Source organism: Geobacter anodireducens (assembly GCA_001628815.1).
GTDB lineage: Bacteria > Desulfobacterota > Desulfuromonadia > Geobacterales > Geobacteraceae > Geobacter > Geobacter anodireducens.
On the sequence record CP014963.1, the window covers coordinates 1,681,026 to 1,704,709 of the forward strand.

The 23,684-nt window shown below is 49.4% G+C and carries 14 protein-coding genes and 4 pseudogenes; 15 read left to right on the top strand and 3 right to left on the bottom strand.

Annotated elements, in window-relative coordinates; translation table 11 throughout:
• Positions 1–792: 792 nt before the first annotated feature.
• From A2G06_07605 to A2G06_07635, 7 genes are all read left to right on the top strand, one after another.
• A complete protein-coding gene (locus tag A2G06_07605) occupies positions 793–1,464 on the top strand; it encodes an acylneuraminate cytidylyltransferase (protein ANA40198.1) in 672 nt (223 codons plus the stop codon).
• 5 nt (positions 1,465–1,469) lie between these two features.
• A complete protein-coding gene (locus tag A2G06_07610; protein ID ANA40199.1) occupies positions 1,470–2,249 on the top strand; it encodes a hypothetical protein in 780 nt (259 codons plus the stop codon).
• A 7-nt stretch (positions 2,250–2,256) separates the two neighbouring features.
• Entirely contained in the window at positions 2,257–3,183 is a 927-nt protein-coding gene (locus A2G06_07615; GenBank protein ANA40200.1) for a hydroxyacid dehydrogenase, read from the top strand.
• A gap of 118 nt (positions 3,184–3,301) precedes the next feature.
• Positions 3,302–4,225 (top strand): NAD-dependent epimerase, encoded by a 924-nt coding sequence (locus A2G06_07620; GenBank protein ID ANA40201.1) that lies wholly within the window; start codon positions 3,302–3,304, stop codon positions 4,223–4,225.
• Positions 4,226–4,505: 280 nt separating this feature from the next.
• Positions 4,506–4,892, top strand: coding sequence for a hypothetical protein (locus tag A2G06_07625; GenBank protein ID ANA40202.1), 387 nt, complete (start codon positions 4,506–4,508; stop codon positions 4,890–4,892).
• Positions 4,889–5,524 (top strand): hypothetical protein, encoded by a 636-nt coding sequence (locus tag A2G06_07630; protein ANA40203.1) that lies wholly within the window; start codon positions 4,889–4,891, stop codon positions 5,522–5,524. Before A2G06_07625 ends, A2G06_07630 begins: the two co-directional genes overlap by 4 nt.
• Positions 5,525–5,544: 20 nt before the next feature.
• A complete protein-coding gene (locus A2G06_07635) occupies positions 5,545–6,321 on the top strand; it encodes a hypothetical protein (GenBank protein ANA41626.1) in 777 nt (258 codons plus the stop codon).
• Between the two features lie 2,319 nt (positions 6,322–8,640).
• Here the strand turns inward: A2G06_07635 and A2G06_07640 are convergent.
• Positions 8,641–8,820 (bottom strand): annotated as a pseudogene (locus A2G06_07640) (transposase).
• A 46-nt stretch (positions 8,821–8,866) separates the two neighbouring features.
• On the opposite strand from A2G06_07640, the pseudogene A2G06_07645 reads away from it, so the two are divergent.
• Positions 8,867–9,100 (top strand): annotated as a pseudogene (locus A2G06_07645) (hypothetical protein).
• A gap of 362 nt (positions 9,101–9,462) precedes the next feature.
• On the opposite strand, the pseudogene A2G06_07650 reads toward A2G06_07645, so the two are convergent.
• Positions 9,463–10,547, bottom strand: a pseudogene (locus tag A2G06_07650) (transposase).
• A gap of 2,008 nt (positions 10,548–12,555) precedes the next feature.
• Between A2G06_07650 and A2G06_07655 the strand changes: the two are divergent.
• The 5 genes from A2G06_07655 (at position 12,556) to A2G06_07675 (ending at position 19,195) form a co-directional block, all read left to right on the top strand.
• Positions 12,556–13,116: a transferase gene (locus A2G06_07655; GenBank protein ID ANA41627.1), complete on the top strand. Its 561-nt coding sequence runs from the start codon at positions 12,556–12,558 to the stop codon at positions 13,114–13,116.
• Positions 13,117–13,527: 411 nt separating this feature from the next.
• Positions 13,528–14,265 carry a hypothetical protein gene (locus A2G06_07660; protein ID ANA40204.1) on the top strand — a complete coding sequence of 246 codons (738 nt, stop codon included), beginning with the start codon at positions 13,528–13,530 and terminating at the stop codon, positions 14,263–14,265.
• A 42-nt stretch (positions 14,266–14,307) separates the two neighbouring features.
• Positions 14,308–15,462, top strand: coding sequence for a hypothetical protein (locus A2G06_07665; GenBank protein ANA40205.1), 1,155 nt, complete (start codon positions 14,308–14,310; stop codon positions 15,460–15,462).
• A 523-nt stretch (positions 15,463–15,985) separates the two neighbouring features.
• The gene (locus A2G06_07670) at positions 15,986–17,395 is read left to right on the top strand and encodes a UDP-phosphate galactose phosphotransferase (GenBank protein ANA41628.1); all 1,410 of its coding nucleotides are present in this window, start codon (positions 15,986–15,988) and stop codon (positions 17,393–17,395) included.
• Between the two features lie 150 nt (positions 17,396–17,545).
• Entirely contained in the window at positions 17,546–19,195 is a 1,650-nt protein-coding gene (locus tag A2G06_07675; GenBank protein ANA40206.1) for a hypothetical protein, read from the top strand.
• A gap of 54 nt (positions 19,196–19,249) precedes the next feature.
• On the opposite strand, the pseudogene A2G06_07680 reads toward A2G06_07675, so the two are convergent.
• A pseudogene (locus tag A2G06_07680) lies at positions 19,250–20,688 on the bottom strand (MBL fold hydrolase).
• A 238-nt stretch (positions 20,689–20,926) separates the two neighbouring features.
• Here A2G06_07680 and A2G06_07685 point away from each other — a divergent pair.
• Together A2G06_07685 and A2G06_07690 are read left to right on the top strand one after the other, a co-directional pair.
• Positions 20,927–22,270, top strand: a complete 1,344-nt coding sequence (locus tag A2G06_07685) for a hypothetical protein (protein ANA40207.1) — start codon at positions 20,927–20,929, stop codon at positions 22,268–22,270.
• Positions 22,240–23,679 (top strand): hypothetical protein, encoded by a 1,440-nt coding sequence (locus tag A2G06_07690; GenBank protein ANA40208.1) that lies wholly within the window; start codon positions 22,240–22,242, stop codon positions 23,677–23,679. Before A2G06_07685 ends, A2G06_07690 begins: the two co-directional genes overlap by 31 nt.
• Positions 23,680–23,684 lie beyond the last annotated feature (5 nt).

Here is a 23,684-nt window from a genome sequence, read left to right on the forward strand (position 1 = left end):
CGGAAAGATCGCTTGGCCAATATTACAACACGTTTTACCATCCGTTGACTTTTGGTACGTTGCAGGAGGATATCAACCTCTTCTCAAAAGGCCAGGGTGCTAAAATTTATCAGATGGTAAAACCTTACCTCGCTAAAATGGATTTAAAAATATTTGAAATCGGTGCGGGCAATGGTTCTAATCTGAGAGAGTTTACTGAATCGGCTTGTGCAGATGGGATCAAGGTCGAATCTTATGGCCTGGAATTTAATCAAAAATTTGTAGAGTACGGTTGCAAAACTGGCATCAAACTGACAGACGAAAGTTTGTCTTCATATGTACGCAATTGTAATGAAACCTTTGATATAATAATTTTGTCTCACGTTTTGGAGCATTTTACAGATATATCTTATCAGCTAAAGCTCTTGAGTAAAATTTGCACAGTAGATAGTATAATTTATGTCGGTGTGCCCGGACTATTAGATCTCAAAAACAAATACGTGTATTGTTGTGATTTTATAAAATATCTTACCCATGCACATAATTACAATTTTTCTCTATCATCGTTAAAATATATTATGAATTTATATGGTTATAGATTTATTTGTGGCAATGAAAAGATTGAATCATTGTTTAAGGTAGATCCGCTTTATGGTGATAGTCTAACTCAATGTTGTGAAGCCAATTACCAGGAAATAGTCAATTATTTAAAACAGCTCGAGGATTACAGATTTGTTTACAATTTGATTGCACATACTAACTGGTATTGCAAACGTTTAGTAAGCAAGTTGTCCCGATTGAAAAGGTAAAAGCATGAAAATTACGGCTCTCCTACCCATGAAAGGTCATTCTGAGCGGGTTCCCAACAAAAACATGCGTCTGTTCTGTGGGCGCCCACTGTACCATTGCGTTGCAGGAGTGCTTCAAAAATCAACCTTGGTATCCTCCTTCGTTATCAATACCGATAGTCGTGAGATTGCCGAGGATGCGCGGAGGCACTTTTCGAAAGTGCGCGTGAACGAGCGTCCTGAGCATCTGTGTGGCGACTTTGTACCGATGAACGATATTATCGGCTGCGATCTTTCGGCTTCGACGGGAGAACATTTTCTCCAGACCCATAGCACGAACCCCCTGCTCACAATCAATACGCTTGAGAAGGCCATCAGGGACTATTTTGCCGGAATTGGCGTCTACGACTCACTTTTTTCCGTTACCCGTTTGCAGAGCAGGCTTTACTGGGAATCGGGAGCGCCTGTTAATCATAATCCGCAGGAATTGTTGCGTACCCAGGATTTGCCGCCACTTTTCGAGGAAAACTCCAATTTTTATCTATTCTCCAAAGCCTCCTTTGCTGCCGCCGGAAACAAGAGAATCGGGCTCAGCCCGAAGATGTTTGAAGTCAACAAGCTGGAAGCCGTAGACATAGATGAAGAGGAAGATTTCCAGTTGGCTGAATTGCTATTCAAATCGCGGGTGAGAAAGTAGGGGGGATGATGTCTATCAAGCTAAAACTGAAATCGGGACAACCGGTTGTTGGCTCATGGCTTAATTCGGCAAGCCCGATTATTGCCGAAACAATGGCTTTGACGGGTTTCGATTTCCTGACCGTGGATGTCGAGCACTCTGCCGTTGATCTAGTGCAAACCCAGATACTGTTTCAGGCCATCAGGTCGGGCAATCCGCACTGCGCACCACTGGTCCGGTTGGCAGGTAATACTTATGCCGAGACGAAACGCTTTCTGGATGCGGGAGCGTCGGGGGTCATAGCTCCTTTCATAAACAATGCTGACCAGGCTCGCGAATTGCTCAGAGCGGTCAAATATCCGCCGCAAGGGATGCGAGGGGTTGGCTTTTGCCGGGCTAACGGCTACGGCATGCATCTTCAGCAATCGGTGGCAGTGGCAAATGACGAAACCTTTGTCTGCGTGCAAATTGAGCATATGGATGCGGTGCGCAACATCAACGAGATACTCGCTGTGCCCGGAATAGACGCAGTAATGATAGGCCCCTACGATCTATCTGCTTCAATAGGGATAACGGCGCAGTTCGATCACCCCGAGATGGTTGCTGCAGTTAATACCATAGGTGCAGCCTGCCAACGACACGGGGTTGCTGCCGGTATCCATGTCGTGCAACCTGATGTGGCTGAAGTCGTTCGGCGATACCGCGAAGGATACCGTTTCATTGCATACAGTTTGGATATCACAATGCTTATGAATGCCTGCATGAACGGTTTGTCGGAAATACACAGGCAGATTCCAGTTAAGTGAGAGAGCTATGAACAACGTACTAATCACTACGTCGTCTTTTGCGGCTGATGTTCCCGACCTCCTTGCTTCGATGGAGTCTGCTGGGTTGAAGCCGATATTGAACCCTTACCGGCGAAAACTTTCCGAAGACGAGGTTGCTGCTTTAATTAAAGAGTTCCGGCCGATAGGGATGATTGCCGGCGTAGAGCCGCTAACGCGAGCGGTTATGACAACGGCCCCTTTTCTCAAGGCCATTTCCCGATGTGGAATTGGTATGGATTCGATTGATCTCGCCGCAGCGACGGAGTTGGGCATAACAGTTACCAACACACCGGATGCTCCGACCATTCCCGTTGCCGAGTTGACGATCGGGTTGATACTCACCCTGCTCAGGTCTCTTCATCTTTCCGATACATCCATCCGCCGGGGCGAATGGGAACGCCCCATGGGCACGCTGTTGTACGGCAAAACGGTCGGGATCATCGGCTGTGGCCGAATCGGCTCGTGCGTGGCGCGTATTGCCTCGGCGTTTGGTTGCCGCTTGATTGGCTACGATCCTTATTGTACCGGCCATCCGAGCATTGAATTGACTACACTCGAATATCTACTGCACGTAGCAGATGTGGTTTCCCTGCATCTCCCGTACTCAAGGGAAAGTCATCATTTTGTTGATGGTGAAAAACTGGCGTTAATGAAGCCGGAGGCTGTACTTATCAATGCTTCGCGGGGTGGTCTCGTTGACGAAGTTGCCCTAGCCGGTGCGCTTGCGGCTGGAAAGCTTTCCGGTGCTGCCTTGGATTGTTTCGAGATCGAGCCTTATTCCGGTCCGCTCACAGGGCTGAAAAACACTCTCCTCACGGGTCATATTGGGTCCTATGCCCGGGAGGGGCGCATGATCATGGAGCGCCAGGCAGTTGATAATCTTCTGAAGGCGTTGCAGGAACTAGTGTCGTAATGTTGCTTGAGGCTGAGAACCCATTCTGCCGTATTGGGAACCCATGCCGGAGTGAGTTGGTACACAGCTAAGGCCAACATTGAGTGGTACACAGTAATTGATGTCAGGAGAAGTAGAAATGAAGATTTTGGTAACAGGTGGCTCCGGTTTTCTCGGTAGTCATGTAGCCGATGCCTTGACCGAAGCAGGACACGAAGTTTCCTTATTTGACGTTCACCCCTCTCCTTATTTGAGGGAAGGACAGTCAATGATCAACGGGGATATTCTCGATGAAGCCGCAGTTGAACGGGCTGTTGAAGGCTTTGATGTAATTTATCATTTTGCCGGCATTGCCGATATAGATGAATGTACGAGCCGGCCGGTCGATACCGTCAAGTTTAATATCCTCGGTACGGTTAACTTGCTGGAAGCAGCCCGCCGGGCCGGCATACAGAGATTTGTCTTCGGCAGTTCTGCGTACGTCTATAGCGATTCTGGCTACTTTTATCGCTCCAGCAAGCAAGCCTGCGAATCCTTTATCGAAAATTATCATGAACTATTTGGCCTTAAGTATACCTGCTTACGGTATGGCTCCCTGTACGGTACCCGTGCCGACGAGCGCAATAGTATCTATCGGTTGATTCTTCACGCCCTGCGTGACAACATGATTACCTATCACGGGACCGGAGAGGAACTGCGAGAGTTTATCCATGTCCGGGATGCCGCGGAAATTAGTGTAAAGATTCTGGCCCCGGAGTTTGAAAATCAGCATATCACCTTAACTGGCAATGAGAAAATGCGCTATCGTGACCTGCTTGACATGGTTAAGGAAATGATAGGCGCACACGTCAGTATTGAAATTCTTCCTTCACAACGGAAAGCTCATTACAAAATCACCCCCTACAACTTTAGCCCCAAGCTTGGGCGTAAGCTCGTGAATAACCCCCATATCGATATGGGACAAGGCCTGCTGCAATGCATGGCAGAACTTTACGAGTTGGTTCACCAGGAGAAAATGGAAGAGGGCGGCTTGCTGGTGGACAGGAACGGCGTAACATCGTGAATCGGATCTATCTTTCGCATTTCTTGGGGGACGATACCCCTTTTTACGGTGGAGATGAAACGTTTCAGGTTGAATCCGTCCGTTCCATTGCCGCCGGTGACGTGTGCAACACTTCCAGATGGTCGTTTCTCAACCATGCGGGAACTCACGTTGATCTCCCACTCCATTTTTTCTCTGAGGCAAAAGCCTGCAAGAGTATCCGCCGGATTACTGGATTTTTTCAAAGATCGCATTACTGGATCTTTCCGACCGTTTGCCAGTTAGGGTTGTCGGCCCGGAAGTGCTGGAACAAGTCCAGTTTCCATCCGACATCGAGTTGTTGCTCATCAAGACGGGGACCGGCGAGCTCAGAGGGACTCCGACCTATTGGCAAGCCGGGCCGGTATTTCGCCCCGAGATGGCAGACTATCTGCGTACAAGATTTTGTTCTCTGCGCGCAATCGGATTTGATGCAATTTCCGTTTCCTCTTGGACTGATCGCGTTACTGGGCGTAGCGCCCATCGCGCCTTCCTTGGGGGGCCGGCGCCCATCCTCTTGATTGAGGATGTAAATCTCACCCCCCTCAACGTATCTCAACGAATTCTCAAGGTGACGGTGGCGCCCCTCCTCGTACGAGAGACTGATGCCGCGCCATGCACCATTATTGCCGAGGTGACAGGATTATGAAATTACAGGCTGTTTTCTGGGATTTTGATGGGGTAATACTTGATTCGGTCCACGTAAAAACGAAAGCTTTTGTGCGTATGTTCAGTAAGTATGGCCCGAAGGTTGAGCAGGCGGTCTTGGAATACCATCTTGCCAATGGTGGGATCTCTCGTTTTGAAAAGTTTCGGCATTATTACAATAATTTGTTGAATAGGCCAATTTCCGATGCCGAGTTGAAATTGCTCGGCGATGAATTTTCGAGCTTGGTTATGGAAGAGGTATTGAACGCACCATTCATCCCCGGCGTGCTGACGACACTTGATGATCTTTGGGCCAGAGGAATCCCGTCTTTCGTCGTTTCTGGGACGCCGGAAGAGGAGGTGCGGCATATCGTAAAAGAGCGGCAACTTTCCCGCTATTTTCTTGAGGTGTGCGGATCGCCGCGGAAAAAGGTCGAAATTATCACCGACATCCTGGTGCGTAAAGGGTACGATGCATCCAAATGCGTATTCCTGGGTGATGCGTTGACCGATTACGAGGCAGCTAGAGAATCAGGCGTGTATTTTATAGGAATAATCAATGGGGAAACTTGTAGTTTCCCGGCGGGGACACATACTCTGAAGAGCATTGAGTTAAAGGAGTGGACGTGTTGAATGACAATGAAGAAAATCACTTGCGTGCGTTGCGGCCGACTATAAATCCTTATGGCCATGCATTGAAGGTGGTTTGTGATCGGATAAAATGGGACTTGCATGTCCAGTCTTGGATATCTCGCAAGCGTCTTGGCTTCTGGAAAGATAGATATTCGGGAGGAAAAGCGGTAATCATCTGCAATGGCCCCAGCTTGTTGAAAAGTGATCTCTCGCTTCTGAAGGGTGTTTTCACCTTTGGTCTGAACAAAATTAATTTACTCTTCGACAAGTCTGATTTTCGTCCTTCCTGTATCGTAGCAATGAACCCATTTGTTATAGACCAAAATTGTCAATTTTTTAATGAAACTAACATCCCGCTATTCCTCGACCGTTATGCGACAAAGACGGTGAGATCACGTAATAACATTATATATCTTCATAGTGCCGAACAGCAGAAATTTGCCCGCGATTGCTCAATAAGTGTCTTTCAGGGATACACGGTAACATTTGTCGCTATGCAACTGGCATTTCACATGGGATTCAAGGATGTTGCCCTTATTGGGTGCGACCATAATTTCGCTGTGAAAGGGCAATCAAACAAGGTCGTGGTTTCGGGCGTCAAAGATGAAAGTCACTTCGATCCTAACTATTTTGCGGGCGGCGCAAGGTGGCAGCTCCCAGATCTAATGCAGAGCGAAGTTGCCTATGCGTTGGCGCGGGATATGTACGAAAGCTATGGTAGAAAAATAGTGAATGCCACTGAGGGCGGAAATCTTGAGATATTTGAAAGATATGGTTTGACTCAATTTTTATCATGAGGATATATGGAGCTTAATTTTAAAAATACGAGTAAGACATTAATTAATGTATTGTTGCTCGTTTTGATTTTCGGACAAAGATTTGTTGTGACTTTTGGCAGTTTTCAGTTCCCAATAATATTATTTGTCGTGTTTGTTGCCTTGTTTGCTTTCCTTTTATTCAATAAAATCACAATAAATAGACACGCTCTATTTATGTATTTGGCATACAATACAGTTATTTTATTTAGCCTTGCCACAGGCAAATGGATGAAAAGTGGCTCAATATATTCTTTGCTCTATTTTAGTCTGTTGTATCTTCCATTTATATTCTGGGTAAATCATCAATGTACCAGAGAATATGTTTTTGGTACATTTCAAAAATATATGTTTGCAGCTTCAATTATTGGTATCACACAATTTATAGCATCTTCATATTTAGCTATCAATTTAAATGATTACTTTGAATATATCCCTAGTGACTATATCCAAGCAGGGTTTAAGACTTATTACGAAGCTAAGCAGGGTTCTGGATGGATTAAATCTAATGGGGTGTTTTTTTTAGAACCATCATTTTTTTCACAATTTGCAGCATTGTCATTAATTATTGAGTATTTGTTTTTTAAAAGATTGAAAAATTATTTAATTTACTCAGTTGCGTTGATAGTTTCCTTCTCTGGTACTGGTATTTTGCTACTATTGGTATTCGCTATTATTAACTTCCATAAGTTATTGAGATTGAAAAATATATTGTTATTTACTTCTGTTCTAGGGTTACTGTATTATTTTTTACCCTCATACGTCAATATATTGCTGAGCAGATTGGATGAGTTTAACTCTGAGAGTGCAAGCGGCTTTATAAGGTTTGTTGCCCCTTTTGTTGTATTAAAAGAATTTTTATCAGGGTCTTCGGTATTGTATGGGCTAGGGCCTGGAACTGTTGATAGGTTAAATTTGCCATTTGAAGTAGCTTTTTCTGTAATACCGAAGATATATATTGAGTATGGCGTTATTGCAGGAACAATTTTTATGTTTTTTATTTTGACATCGGTTCTTGTTAGACAGGATTTTAAAAAAATATCTATTGTTGTAATGTTTATGTATTTGTTCTTAGCAGGCAATTTGCTATCTCCGCAGATTGTTCTTTTGTTCTACATCTTGGTATAATTAACGCCATGTTAGTCTGTCTAAAGCTAAGGAGGCCAATGTGGGCAAACATAATCAGACTACTTGTGTATTTACTGTAAGTGGACAGATTGGTAATGCTGATAATATGGTAACTAGAATATTGATATTTACTGCTTTGATATGCTTACTGCTATTATCATGTGTCTATGCTGCGCCAAGTAAACTTGAGCCACCAAATAATCTATTATATCATGGGGTGGGTTTAAATGTTGAAGATCCGAAGTTTTATGACTATTACGATAATTATGTCGCACTTGTTGGTCATAAGCCTAAGGTTATTACTTTTTTCGCTCCTGTATGGAGTAATGGTCAATATCGAGATTGGACATTTTATATAAAAATGATGGAAAAGGTTGATAAGATTGGTGCAATTCCATTTATTAAGGCATCGACTGCTGATTGGAATACAAAGACGGGGTTATGGTGGAGTGCTGAAGATATTATTGCTGGTAAGTATGATAGTTATTTTTCCCAAGCTGCAGATGCCGCGAAAGCTTTTAAAAAACCATTATTTATGAGCTGGAATCATGAAATGAACGGAGACTGGTGGCCATGGTCGCAAGCATTTGCTGCAAAGCATCCCGAGAAGTCTGATTGGACGGCAGGTAGGTATATAAAAGTATGGCAAAGAATAATAAGAATCTTTAGAGATAGGGGGGTTACTAACGTTGCATTCGCTTGGGCTCCAGATGTAAATGGCAGAAAAATTGATAATTATCCTTCTAAGGAAGGATGGAAAGCTTATTGGCCAGGAGATGATTTTGTAGACTGGGTAGCCCCTAGCCTTTATAATGCAATAAGTCCGATTGAATTACAATACTTGGCCAATAGCTATGATAAACCAATTTTTATATCTGAATGGGCGACTGGTGATAATTATAGTAAATGGTATCCTGGTCCATATCCGGGCGATGCTGCTTGGGTGAGAATGTTTATGGATGTGGTGTTGAATAACATACCGGCAGTAAAAGGCATTAGCTATTTTAATTATATGCCTAGCTATTATATTGATAGGAATAGAGCACAATTGGAGGTTTATAAAAAGGCTTTGTCTAATAAACGATTTATTGATGCTCAATGAAGAGAGATGGAGCCCGGAATTCTGACGGTGTGATAGGTGGACAGTCGCAGACTGACGAAGGAGGGAGGCAATTCAAGTTGCTTCAGGCGCTTGGCATCAGATACATTTCTGCCGCCGTACTTCTTGCGCCAAGTGTAAAAAGTAGCATCGCTGATGCCGTGCATCCTGCGGCGATCAATGATCTTCATGCCGGCTTCTGCCTGTTTCAGGATGCCAATGATCTGCTCTTCGATAAATCGTTTCACTTTCATGTCTAGTCTCCTCTGGGAGTTCTAGACCTAAATCTCTAGGGTTGCAATGGCTGAGTTTTCGGGGGGGCAAAACGGCAAGGGGCGCCGGAGGGACAACGTCATGATCGAATGGCTCTGGCGCTCTCTGAAGTACGAGTGCATTTACCTGCACGCCTATGAGCCCGGCAGCGAGATACTAGAAGGTCTCAATCGCTGGATCGACTACAACATGAATTGTCCTCACTCCAGTCTGGACGACAGAACACCGGGTGAGGCATATTGGCAAAGACCGCGCCGCCCGCTCCTTCAAAATGGCGGCATGACCATGGAGGCTTTCTACCTCCTCCCCGCCAAACTGTCCTGTCCGGAGGGGTCGCCCTCTCAGTGCCCACTGAGGTCCTGAGGTCAGATAATCTAACCACAAATTCTGCGAAAGAACCCCTTTTAGTAAGAGGCTTAGCATGACCCCAGAAATGTTTTGGGAGCTATTTTTAGCAGGGTCTTGAAAAACTCCCTGTTTTTGCCCCCATGACCTCCAGGAGAGATTTTTCGGGACGGCTCAGTTTGATTTTGTTGTTTGTTCTGCGGTTATCTTGCTCTTTGAAACTCTTTTTGGCCGATTATTCGGCCCGGTTTCGCCTTGTGGGCGGTTTTCTCCCCACTTTATGCGGTACCAACCCCCAAGTTTCGCATTCGGACCAGGTTGTAAGCGGTTACCGCCAGGGTGAAGTACCAGTTGATTTTGGTCACTCCCCGATAGCGGGTCTGCCGAAACTGGCCGGTAGTCTTGAGCCAGCCGAATACTTCTTCGATGCGCTTACGGAATTTCTGGCTCACTGCATACCCACTGTGCCGGGTGGTGCGTCCGTCAATGGCTGAACCACCGTTGCGTTCTGTATTCTGGGCAACATGGGGCGTCGCTTCATGGTACGAGCTGCTTTGACGAATCCCTTGGTGTCGTAGTTCTTGTCGGCAGCCACCGTGATGCGCCGCTTGCCATTGACAACGCTGCCAAGCATCTTTTCTGCGGCATCGCGTTCGGCAAAGCCATCGGCTTCGGTGACGGTGCTGACCATGACCAGCCCATTTCTGTTCTCGGTCAGGACATGGGCCGCAAACGACAGCTTGGCCTCATGGGTGCTGCTCTTGCGATACAGCTTTGCTTCCGGGTCGGTGGTCGAGGCATGAGTATCGTTGACCAGTTTCTCACCCCGGAAGTCACGGGTCGGATTCTTTCCCGCTGGCGGCTCCTGATCGTCATCTCGGGGTTTGAAACTCTTGATGGAGGCCCATGCCTGGATCAGGGTACCGTCAACACTGAAGTGATCTTTTGACAGCAGCTTCTTGCCTCTGGCCTGCTCAAGGATCGCTGCCAGGAACTTTGTGGCAACATCGGTCTCAATCAGGCGCTCCTGGTTCTTGCTGAAACTGGAGTGATCCCAAACTGGCTCATCAAGACCGAGACCGAGGAACCAGCGGAACAGGATGCTGAAGTGAATCTGTTCCACCAGCTTGACGTTGCTGGGAATCGAGTACAGCACCTGCAGCAGCATTGCCTTGAGCAATTGCTCTGGCGGAACCGATGGCCGGCCGGTGTGGGAGTACATCTGACAGAAAACCGGAGACAGATCATCAAGGGCCACATCAACCATCTGCCGGATGGGCCGCAAGGGATGATCCTTGGGCACAAAGGATTCCGGCGAGATGTAGACGAACAGAGCATCAGATTGCTGCTCAAAACCGCGCATACTGTTTCTCCTGTAATATCAGTGAGATATGCGCGGCATCATAACACAAAACCGAATCAAATTGTACGTAAATACAGTGAGTTTTTCAAAGACCTGTTAGATGAACTTTGCAATAAAGAATCAACTCCCATGCACAGTTACTATAAGTTTGCCAAAAAAGACATTTCTTTTGAATTTAGAAAATTGTATTTCCTGAAAAGGCTTAATTATGTCTACAAAAATATTGTAGGCAGTGACAATATTGTTTGGGATTGTGGTTGTGGCTATGGGACTACTGGATTGTTTTTAGCCATGAACGGAATCAGAACAATTGGTTATACCATTGAACCAGTTTTTTATAATTTAATTTTTGATCGCTTTAATTACTGGAGGCAGTTCGGTCCTGTAGAATTGTTTACGGTAGAATATCGTAATATATTTTATGATCCGCCAGCTCCATCATTTGCTGATATTATTATAGTCCAGGATACCTTACACCATCTAGAGCCACTTTCAGATGCGCTTTCTATATTGAAAAATGCTTTAAAAGCGAATGGTAGAATTATTGTAATTGAGGAGAATGGGGCAAATCCCATACAGCAGTCTTTACTATATTGGCGTCGGGGACATAATAAAGTTAGAATTTATTATGATGATGTTTTAGGTCGAGAAGTAGTTATTGGGGATGAAAATATACGGAATATTAAACAATGGTCATCATATTTTAATTCCGCTGGTTTAGATTTAGAGTTAAATTCCCTTGAATATATAAGATTTTTCCCTCCATTCGTATATTCTCTTGTTAAATCTGAAACAGTAAATACCATTGAAAATTTTTTGGTTCGGAAATTGTCCTTGGTAAATGTACTGTTCTTCGGGATGAATTTTATAGCTAGGCATAAGATAGATTCTACTCGTAACTGAAGTGTTGCCGGCAATTGAGACAGGTGTATAAACAACGGACTGCACATGAAAGGGGACGGTTCGATGCACGGAAAACGGAAGCACCGCTCGGCCGAGTTCAAGGCATATGTTAGCTTGGCAGCTCTGTCCGGGGGAAAGACCCTAGCAGAACTGACCAGTGAGTACAAGGTTCACCTTTCTCAGTTTCCCCCTGGAAGCAACCGCAAGTATCAACCGGTCTGAGACAAATTTCAGACTTATTAAGGGGCGAGTACCTTAAACCTGGAAGTTTATCAACCTCAAGTTTTGAGGTTTAACATGGTCAGGATATAATATGAATTCCTTTAAGACAATACTTGGAGGTGGCAGGCGTTTAAATGGTTTTCATAAACAATCGTTACCAGACAAGCCGCTTGTTACGATAATTACCGCTTCTTTTAACAGTGTTAAGCACCTAGAACAGTGCATACAAAGCGTTGTTGCACAAACTTACGATAACATCGAGTATTTGATAGTTGATGGTGGTTCAACTGACGGTTCCGTTGATATTATCAGGAAGTATGAATCACATATTGATTATTGGATTTCGGAACCGGATGAAGGTATAGGAGATGCCTGGAATAAAGGTTTGCTTCTTGCCAGAGGCGAAATCATCGGTTTCCTCAATACTGATGATTATTATGATTCTTCATCTGTTTCAATTGCTATCAGTGGGATCGATATCACCCGACCGATGTTAACATATGGGAATACAAAATTTATCGATGAATTTGATTTTGAGGTCGGTAGAAACAGCAAAATTTTCAGACCCAACAAGATATGTATTGGCTTTGGCTTCATGCACACGTCCTGCTTTGCAAGTAAAAAGGCTTATGACGCTGTGGGAAAGTTCAATCCGGGTATACCGATAGCGGTGGATACCGACTGGTTGGTTCGGGCCCATAAGGTGGGGGTCGAATTCAAACGCTTGGATAACACAATCAATATGCGGATAGGTGGGATCAGCGATCGTCAGAAAATGCAGGCCTTCCGACAATATATGGGCATTCTGTTGAAGCATGGATTCCCTCGTAGTAAGGTCTATGCTGGTTTCATCGAGCACTGGTTGAAAGTGACTATCAGGCGAATATTAAATATTCCATCTGTGCAACAAGTAAAGACACAACTTGTGTTTATACTCCTGAAATATTTGAATCTGTCATATAGTTTCATTCCGCTCTTTGTGATTAAAAAATTCTATTTACGCATATTTGGTATAAAAGTAGGCAAGAAAAGCTATATACATTCACCCGTGCGTTTTTTCCATTTCGGCAGACTGGAGCTAGGCAATAATACTGTTGTGAACTCCGGTTGTTATCTCGATAACAGACGTGGCATATTCATTGGGAAGAATGTGTCGATTGCCCACGACGTAAAAATCTATACTCTTGGACATGAGATAGACGACCCGTTTTTTCGTTTGAAAGGTGCCAGCGTCAAAATTCACGATAACGTTGTAATTTTTGCAAATTCTTTAATTATGCCTGGTGTCGAGATCGGTGAAGGGGCAGTAATCTACCCCGGTTCCGTGGTGGTAAAGCATGTCAAACCGTACAGCGTAGTGGGAGGTAATCCGGCCCGGGAGGTACGTCAAAGAGCCAACGATGTCAGATATGAACTTGACTATGGGTACTGGTTTGCAAATTAAATGGATCACGAATAAGGACCGTCGATGTTAACAGTTTTGTTCGTTTCCCATGTCAAGGATGAAAGTTTATCCAATGGCGGCTCCGTATTCTCTTCATCAGTTGTTAAGCTTATTAATTCTGCGATCCCGGATATTGAGATCTCGGAGTTGTATTGCCTGCCATCAAATCCCAAAGTTACCAAGACATTTAGGAAAATCTCTTCATTGTTACAGTCTGCCTGTTCGGAGTTTCCAGCAAAAGTACGATATTTTTATTCACGAGAATTTTCCGAAAGAATCCAGCATGAATTGACAGTAAACGAATACGATCTTGTTGTTCTCGACCACGCTGAGATGCTTTGGGTAGTTGACTTGCTCCCTCGTAATGTACCGGTAATCCATATTTCCCATAACATTGAGCATTGTTTGTACATGCAATACGTTGAAAAGTATAACGGTTGGCCTGTTATGGGCTCTATGTTGAAGAGAGATGCTGTTAAATACAGACAATTCGAACGCGATAAGGTGCGGGAAGTGGGTAATTTGATCACCATTTCCTGCGAAGACCGAGAATTCTGGAACGCGCTCGGTGCCGGAATGAACGTACTCGCCTTGAATCCATCCTTTGATTATTCACCTGTGGTGCGGCAGAGGAGTGCGTTTCAGGGGGGGAAGGTGTTATTGGGGTTTCTCGGGAATATGGAGTGGTGGCCAAATCGTGATGCTGTTTCATGGTTGTCCCGATATATTCTGCCATATCTTTCGATCGACTATGAACTGCATCTATTCGGTTTGATGTCGGAGCACCTTGGTAATGGAAGAAACGTTATTGGTCATGGCTTTGTTGATGATATCGGAATGATCTGGAATGCTGTTGACGTAATGGTTAATCCGATCGTCACTGGTGCAGGCGTCAATGTCAAAGTCGCTGAGGGCATCTATAATAAAATGCCTATGATATGTACGCCACTTGCTATTCAAGGGCTGAGTCTTGCCCCGGATCCATCAGTGGTTGTTATGGATACGCCAGAGCAATGGATCGATTTTATAAACACGCAAGGATCACTTGATAAACTCGTTTTCTGCGGTGAATTTCCCAATGCGGATAGTTTCTCGTTTTTACGTCAGACACAGAAGTTACAACAGTTTTTAGCGGAGGTGATGTGTTAAGTTGCCGGTTGCCAAAGGTTAAGTATAAAGGAGCCGTGATAGGTGGTTAGAGTCTTATATATTGCCACAAGAAAACCAGTGCCCGTTACTGGCGGGCGCGAAAGAATGATAGTCCAGTCTCTGTCGATGCTCAAAAATAAATATCGACTCGGCCTTCTTTATTTCGAAAAAGATCCCGCCAATTCCGAAGAAACCTGCGCGGAAATCAAAAGAGAATTAGGATTAAGTCTTGTTGAACCACTCTATTTCCCTTCCAAACCTGAATTGTTGTTCAATTTCTTGTTTCAACATCGTAAGTCTTTGCAAGAAAGGCTTTTCTTTTCTCGTGCTGCCTGCAGGAAAATACGTGCCACCTTGGCGACGTTCAAACCGGATATTGTCATAGCGGACATGATCAGATGCGGTCAGTTCATTGAGGATGAGGATATCCCCAAGGTTCTGGAAATGGACGATCTGCTTTCGGGACGTTACATACGGTTTTCATATAATATGTCTGCTGATGATGACCTGCTGGGAACATTTTATGCGATTTCCCCACGAGCGATAACCCGTCTGGCGAACCGTTATCTGAAACCCATCGTGCTGCGATACGAGGCTCTGAAGATAGGCCGACGCGAGAAAGAGGCGGTCAATCGATTCGATGTAGTGACTCTTGTCTCACCATTAGAAGCGAAGGGGTTGAAAACAACAACGGGGGGGGGGAATATTCATTCAATTCCCCCGACGGTGAGGCGCGTTTCCCCCGGCACGTTATCTAATTGCATTTTTCCCTGCCGATTGCTGTTTTTCGGGAATTTGTTAACCAACCAGAATCTCGCCAGTATAAGATATATCATTGATGAAGTCTTGCCAGCCCTCGAACAACGAGGTTTCAGCTATATTTTCGACATCGCCGGGAGCTATGATGACAGAGCAGTGATGATTACCCAACGAAATCCTCGAGTGCATCTTTCGGGTTACGTGAATTCAGTTGATGATTTGTTTGCGGAATGTCATATATTTCTGACGCCAATAGCGTTTGGCAGCGGGATCAAGACGAAGATACTCGATGCGATGGCGCACGGCATTCCGGTCGTAACCAATGATATCGGGATTGAAGGGATTCCGGCAAACCATGGCAAAGAGTGTCTGATCGCCAACTCACCAGAAGAGATTGCCGCTTCTGTCATCAGGCTTTTCGGCGATGTCGCTTCATGATGGAAATTTCCGAGAACGGCAAGAAAATGATTGGTAGGTACTTCCTATTCGAAAAGGTTGAACGAGACTATTTGCATCTATTGGCGGGGTTAGCCAGGTAAGTAGGTCGTTGCTGTTAGCGGCCCTGTGTGTGCGGAACTTGCTTGAGGGGTAGACGCTTACGTAGGCTTGGCTGCTGCATTCGGATTTGACAGGTGGGATTTAGGGCTTGCAAGGAATCGAGACACATCACTTTCTCTTTTTCGATGTTGGTTTTGCCGAAATAGCAGGCCGAGGTTGTCACTGTGAAAGAGTGAACTTATCTGGTTTTCTACGGTTGCAATCCCTGTTACAATCTGGCTCACATAACCCTCTTTCTGTACGGGTGGATTTATTGGGAAACAAAGCTTTTTAAGCCAGATCAAGATGTCAAACTAATAATAATCATGGGGTGTTACACGTTTTGCTGGGTACGGAAGTCGAGTTGAAATTATAACTTATTTATACAGACTTGTACCTCAGCAGTTTAGTGTCGTTATCGAATATGTTGAAAGAACAAGCTAAACAATTTACCTTGCTTAACAAGCTTGTCGATGTATTGCTCATATTTATCGCTTTTGCCGTTGCTTATGAGATAAGGAGCAGAATCGGCAGCATTGGCGATTTCTATCACTACCTCTGGGTTTTGCTGGTAATTATCCCCGTCTGGCACCTCTTGCTTTCAAAATACGGGATGTATGCATCGACGCGAACCCATTCCATCCCCAAGCTCATAAGTGATTTACTCAAAGTTCACGTTATCGGCGGCATAATCACCGCATCGTTGATTTATTTCATAGAGCCCGGCGGCTTCAGGCGAATACTGTTCGGCATTTTCATCCTGCTTTCATTCTTACTTCTTACCCTCGGTAAACTGACCCTCAAGCTGATTCTCTCCCATATCCGGCGACGCGGTTACAACTTCAGAAATATTCTCATAGTCGGCACTAACGAGCGTTCGAAACGGTTCATTCATCTGGTTGAGCAGCACTCCGACTGGGGACTCAAAGTAGTCGGGTTTCTCGGAGTGAAAACAAATTCCCTGCCTGACACGTTGTCAGGCTACAAGGTGCTGGGCACCATGCCTCAACTTGTGGACATCTGCAAATCAAACCCCGTTGATGAAGTTGTCTTTTGTCTTTCCCGCCAGTGGGAAGAGAATATCGACGACTATCTGCACGATCTGGAGGAGATGGGGATAACGGTCCGCATGGTGTTGGACCATTATGAGATGCAGATTTCCCGGCGTGAGATGAGCATGTTTCACGATGAGATCCCCATTCTCACGTTTTACAGCAAGAATTTCGATGCCACCCAATTGTTCCTCAAACGGTGCCTTGATTTTTTCGGCTCCACCATAGGGCTGCTTATTACCGGCGCCCTGTATCCTTTTATTGCCTTGGCGATCAGACTTGATTCTCCAGGGCCGATTTTTTTCGGCCAGGAGCGGGTAGGGGAGCATGGCCGCATTTTCAAGTGCTGGAAATTCCGTTCAATGTATGTCGATGCAGAAGATCGCAAGAAGGAGCTTGAGCATCTCAACGAAATGAGCGGTGCCATCTTCAAAATTGCTCACGATCCGAGGATCACCCGGATAGGCAAGTTCCTCCGCAAGACGAGCCTGGATGAGTTGCCCCAGTTCTGGAACGTGTTCTGCGGCGAGATGTCGCTGGTGGGCACGCGACCGCCGACTCCGGACGAGGTGGCCAAGTATGAAAACTGGCATCGACGACGCATCTCGATCCGTCCGGGAATTACGGGGCTCTGGCAAGTCAGCGGACGAAACCGCATCAACGAATTTGATGAGATCGTAAAGCTTGACCTGAAATATATAGATCAGTGGAGCATCTGGCTGGATCTGAAGATTATCTTCAAGACGGTCGGTGTGGTCTTTTTCGGTACAGGGGCACAGTAGGCTATAGACCACCACGTGATGCACGGGCAGGGTACGTGATTTTTAATTGATTTCTCTGCATTTCATGCTAGCATCGGCTCGTAATCGCCAATAAATTCAGCATATAGTGCCGTGTTGAACCGTTCAGATCCCTCTTGAGTAAGTGACCCAATGAATCGTATCCCGCTCGGACTGTTAATCGTTCTGTTCCTCCTTTCCGCTTTCCCCGGGCATGTCTGGGCGCTCGCCTCGAACAACATCCCTCTTGACAGCCCTGTCTATCAATACCTGGACAAACTTGCCGGTTTTGGGTTGATTACCTCTGATACCAAGGGGATAAGGCCATACTCGAAGGCCGAAGCGGCCCGGCTTCTCCTGGAGGCTGAGGCGAATCTCGTGAAAAACGAAGAACAGATTCCCCCGCTGGCGTTCGAGGTTATCAAGCGCATCCGGGAGTTGGTCCCCCGGGAGGCATCCCTGAGGAAAGAGCCGGAAAAGGCGCCTTTGGTAGACTATACGCCGGTGGCTTCCGCCCGGTTGCGGTATGTGTACCTGGATGGAAAGCCCCGCAGTTACAACCGGGATGTGCTCGATCCGGCAAATCAGTCCGCTTTCGGGTTCATCGGCGGAAACCTGAGACCTCAGCCGCCCAGCGTGGCCCACCAGTCCGGAACCGAGGGTACGCCTCTGTTGGAGAATAACGAAGGGGTTGTCTACGGGGACGGGCATAACCTTGAGTTCCGCTGGAGCATGGAAGGGTACCTCGGCCGCTATGCGACCGTGCTGGTGGAGCCGAACGCATTGCACACGGATGAAACCAACCGTTTGAGCCTGCAGAAGGGATATCTGAAGCTCGGGAGCGGCGGGATCGAGTTGGAGGTCGGTCGGGACGCCAACTGGTTTGGGCCGGGCTATCGCGGCGCCACGACCCTGACCACTAATGCCGCCAACTTCGACATGGTCAAGCTTTCAAGCCCTGAACCCGTTGATGTGGGCTGGATCAAGGAGTACCTGGGCGACTTCAAGTATGTCCTGATCGGCTCGCGCTTCGATGCAACGGGGAGTGGCGCCGATTACCGGAAGCCGTGGTTTTTCGGGATGAAGCTCACCCTCAAGCCGAAGCCCTGGTTCGAGATCGGCGCGAACCTGGTGCGCCAGGAGGGGGGGCCGGGATTCACCGGCGATGTGAGTCTGTTCGATCAGATTTTCGGTGGCGCCGATAACGATCATGTGAACTCGATCGCGGGGATCGACTTGCGATTCAGGATTCCCTGGCTGCGCAACACGGAGATTTACGGCGAGTATTCGGGCGAGGATTCGGCGTCGTTCTGGCCGTTTGTGGAAAGCTATGTGGCCGGTATCTTCATCCCCTGCCTGACGCCTTCCGGTCGGGACGACCTGCGGTTCGAGTATTATCGGGGGAGTGTCATGCACTATACCGACTGGCAGTTTCCGGCCGGCTACGTGTATAAGGGGATGACCCCCGGGCATTCGCAGGGGGGGGCGGCAGAGGAGTTTTTCATCCGGTACAGTCACTGGTTCTCGGCCCGCAACTCGCTGGCACTGGAATATTTTCACACCGAGCGGGGACAGGAAGGGCGTCTGAAAGTCAACAGCGCCGGCAGGTATGATCCGGCAAACGGGGTCATGCAGGCTGTTGAACGGAAAGATGCGCTCCGCGCCTTTTGGCGCCTGCCGTTTTACGGTGATGTGGATCTTAACGTGAATTACGGCTGGGAGCGGATTTCCAACGTGGATCTCGTGCCGGGCAGCGACCGGACCAATCAGCTCGCGACCCTGGCGTTTACCTACCGGTATTGATTCCCCCACGATTCCCGGCCATTCCCACTGTCCTGATGAATAATCGCTGCTAGGCTAATGTTCCACCTCATACCCCTTCTTTGCAAGGACCCCTGCCAGTGCAGTCCGCGCCGCCTCTTCCCCGTGCACAAGTTTGATGATTTTTGGCGAGACGGCAATTCCCTCGACGAATTCGACAAGATTCCGCTGGTCGGCATGGGCCGAATAGCCGCTGATGGTGTGGACGGCCGCCCGCAGGGGGTAGGTGCCGCCGTCCAGGTCGATGAAGACCGGGGCGTCGCCTTCCCGGCGCTGTTGTGCCGCCTCAAGGATATCCCTTCCCGGGGTGCCGGCGGCCTGGTAGCCCACAAAGAGGATGTCGGTGCGCGGGTCTGACATGAGGGCTTTCAGGTAGTTCACGATACGTCCCCCTGCGCACATGCCACCGCTGGCGATGACGATGCAGGGACGGGCGGTCTTGCGGAGGTACTCCACCGTGGCCCAATGGTCGGCATGGCTCTCGATGATGGTCATCTGCTCGAACGATAGGGGGTTACGGTTCTGCGCAATGGTTTCGAGCGCTCCTTTGTCCCAGAGCCTGCGCAGCCGGTCATAGACCGGGTGACGTTGAGGGCCAGGGGAGAGTCGACGATGATTTCCAGGTCGTCCCACGGCAGGCCGGCGGCCGCCTCTTCGGTCCGGTGCCGGCTGATGAGGTCCTCGATCTCGTAGAGCAGTTCCTGGGTCCTGCCGATGCTGAAGGCGGGCACCAGAAGGGCGCCGCGATTTTCAAGCGCCCGGACGATGACCCGGTACAGTCGTTCCCGGCGCTGTTCGCGTCCCTCGTGCTGCCGGTCGCCGTAGGTTGATTCGAGAACCAGGATGTCTGCCCGTTCGGGCGGTGTCGGGTCGGGCAGCAACGGGGCGAAGGGCGCGCCCAGGTCCCCGGAGAAGACAACGATCGTGTCGTCCCTTGGCCCGGTGATGGTTGCGGTTTGCTCCGGTTGAGGCGACGGATTGACCGACACCTCCACGTACGCCGAGCCAAGGATGTGTCCCGCTTGCTGGAGCCGCAGCGAAACGGAGCGGCCGTCCCAGCATCCCAGGTGGTGCCACCTGTCGTAGGGGAGGGGGATCAGTCGTTTTTTGACGCTATCGAGGAAGCGGGCGATGAGGTGCCGGTCACGGCTGATGCCGACTTTGACGGCATCACCGAGGACCAGGGGAAGGAGCAGGGCGGATGCCTCACTGCACCAGATGGGCCCTTGGAACCCCGCTCCCAGCAGGTGGGGGATGCGACCGCAGTGATCGATGTGGACATGGGTGAGCACCAGCCCCTTGATCCGCTCAAGGGGAAAGTCGATGAAAGGCGATGTTCTGCCACCTCTGCCGTTGCGGTCGTCATTCCCCTGGAGCAGGCCGCAATCAATGAGGATGGCGGCGCTGTCGGAAATGACGAGCTCGTGGCATGACCCGGTGACGCCGAATTTACCGCCATGATGGATGATCTGCATCGGTTCTCCCCGAAGTTAATCGAATCAGTGTGTAAATCTGTTAATAAATGCCAGGGGAGAAGTCAAGGGCATATGCGCATTTCCGGTTGACTGGAAGGCGAGGTAAAGGTACTAAGGATTATCGAGACATGTCCGCAGCACGCCGTTATTCAGCCGGGCATGGCCGCCGGTACGTCGAGCGGCACCAACGCTGGCCGGCCGCACCAGTATTAACAGCAGCCTGATAGAGGTACGACGCATGAGGATTTGGAAGGCATACGTTATCGCTTTGTTCACCCTGATTGCCGGTGTTGCCGGCACTGCCAACTCCATTGCGAGGGCGGTCGAGGCCCCCGAGGCCGTGGTGCGCCAGCTCTCCGAAAGCAAGGGTGCGGCGCCCGCCGTTGGTGAGGCTGCCGGACAGCTTTCCCAGCAACAGACGGAGGAAGGTGCGAAGCTGCTGCTCAAGGCCGAACCTGCCGACGGACAGATCGTTCTCACCTGGGCATCGACAACGGCACCCAAGAGCCCGGAGGAAACCCCGTCGAACTATGTGATTCACTACGGTACCGAGCCTAACGCATACGGCAATAAGGTCGACGCGGGTCTCGCCGCCACCTTCAGACTACAGAATCTGACCAATGAGCGGCCCTATTTCGTGAGGGTCATGGGCTATAACGCGGATCGCAAGCTGGTGCTTGCCTCCGAGGAGATGAGGGTTATCCCCACGGCCCCGGATGCGTCCGCTTCGTCCCTGGAGCGTGCTTTTGCCCGCCAGAGCCCGACGCTGCTGGACAAGCTCGAACCGACTCCCCTCAACAGATCTCTCCGCCAGTTCGGGTATGAATTCTTTAAAAACAGTCTCGCAAGTCTTGCCGTGACCGAAAATCTGCCCGTGGGCCCCGACTATGTCGTTGGTCCGGGCGATTCCATCAGAATCGATGTGTGGGGCAGCTTCACCGCCCGCTATGAGCCGACGGTGGACCGCAACGGCGAGATCCTGATCCCGCGCATCGGTCCGGTGAAGCTCTGGGGGCTGACCTACGGCCAGGCGCGGGAAGCCATAGACAAGGCCCTGGCCCGCTACTACAAGGGGTACGAGTTGAACGTGACCCTGGGGAGCCTCAGGACCATTCAGGTTTACGTGGTGGGTGAGGTGGAAACGCCCGGGGTGTACAGTGTCAGTTCCCTGGCCACGGTGGTCAACGCCCTGGCCGCGGCCGGGGGGCCTTCGAAAAACGGGAGCCTGCGGTCGATCAGGGTGTCGCGGCCGGGAGCCGAGCCCCGGTCTGTTGATCTCTATGATATGTTTCTCAACGGCGACCGTAGCAATGACGTGAGGCTGCAAAGCGGCGATACGGTATTTGTGCCGGTGATCGGGCCGGTTGCGGCTGTTGCGGGTGAAGTGCGGCGTCCCGGCATCTACGAGCTGAAGGGCGCGATGTCGCTTTCCCGGCTGGTGGTCATGGCAGGGGGGATCACGGCGGCAGGGGATACGGGCCGTATCCAACTGGAGCGGATCGAGGGGAACAGCGCCCGGGTCGTGCTTGATTATGAGCCAAGGGGGGCGACTTGGAGGCCGAGCTTTCCCGGGTGGAGTTGAAGGACCGCGACATGGTCACCGTGTTCCCGGTGTTCGATGCCGTGCGCAAGGTGGTCACCCTGGCGGGGAACGTGACGCGGCCCGGTCCCTATCAGTTGAAGGAGGGAATGCGGGTCAGGGATATTCTTCCGGATCCGTCGGCCCTTCTTCCCGAATCGTATCTGGAGTCGGCTGAAATTACGCGGCTTGCCCTTCCCGAGTACCGCCGGGAAGTGGTCACCTTCAATCTGCGGGCCGCAATGCAGGGCGATCCCAAGGAAAATCTCCCCCTTCAGGAGCAGGACACGGTGCGGGTGTTCTCCCGGGCCGACATGCTCGAGAAGCATACGGTGTCCATCAGCGGGGCAGTGCTCAACCCGGGCAGCTATGAGTATTTCCCGCGCATGACGGTGCGCGATCTGGTGACCGTGGCCGGCAGCCCCAAGCGCAATGCCTTTCTGGGCAGTGCGGAGCTGACCAGGATCGATGTCAATGGCGACGGTGCGCGGGCGACCCGTCTGGATATCAACCTCGAGAAGGCCATGGCGGGCGATCCCGACCATAACCTCCCCCTGCAGACCGACGATGTCCTCATCGTCCGGAGTATCGAGAACTGGCTTGAGGCCAGCGACCGGTTCGTAACCCTGCGGGGCGAGGTGAAATTTCCCGGCACCTATTCCATTGCCAAGGGGGAGCGGCTGAGTTCGGTCATCGCCCGGGCAGGCGGCTATACCGAGCGTGCCAGTCTCAAGGGGGCCAAGTTCACCCGCAGGTCGGTACGGGAGGAACAGCAGCGCCGGATGGACGAGGTCATTACCCGGACTGAGCAGGATGTCTACCGCAAGCAGGCTGAACTCTCGTCGGTGGCGGCGTCCCGCGAGGAACTGGAAGCCACCAAGGCCGCCCTCGACGGGCTGTTGAGGAGTCTGGCGAAGTTGAAGACCTCCAAGGCCGAGGGGCGGGTGGTGATCCGGCTCGCCCAGGCCGAGGCGCTTGCACACAGCCCCTATGATCTGGAGCTGGAGGGTGGGGATGAGCTCTACATACCCCCGACACCGAGCGTGGTGTCGGTCATGGGGTCCGTCTACAACCCCACCTCGTTCCTGCATATTGCGCAGAGGGACGTGGCCTATTACCTGGAGCGTTCCGGCGGCGCCACCCGCGATGCCGAACTGGATGACATGTATCTTATCAAGGCTGACGGCTCGGTCTTCAGCAGGCAGCAGTCTTCGTTCGGCATCCGCTGGGACGACTATGCCCGGCGCTGGACGTTCGGCGGATTCCTGTCGTCTCCCCTGGAGCCCGGAGATACGCTCGTGGTGCCCCAGAAGCTTGAGCGAATCGCCTGGATGCGGGAGATCAAGGACATAACGACAATCCTGGCACAGGTAGCCGTAACCGCCGGCGTGATCATCGCGGCAGGCCTCTAGCCGGA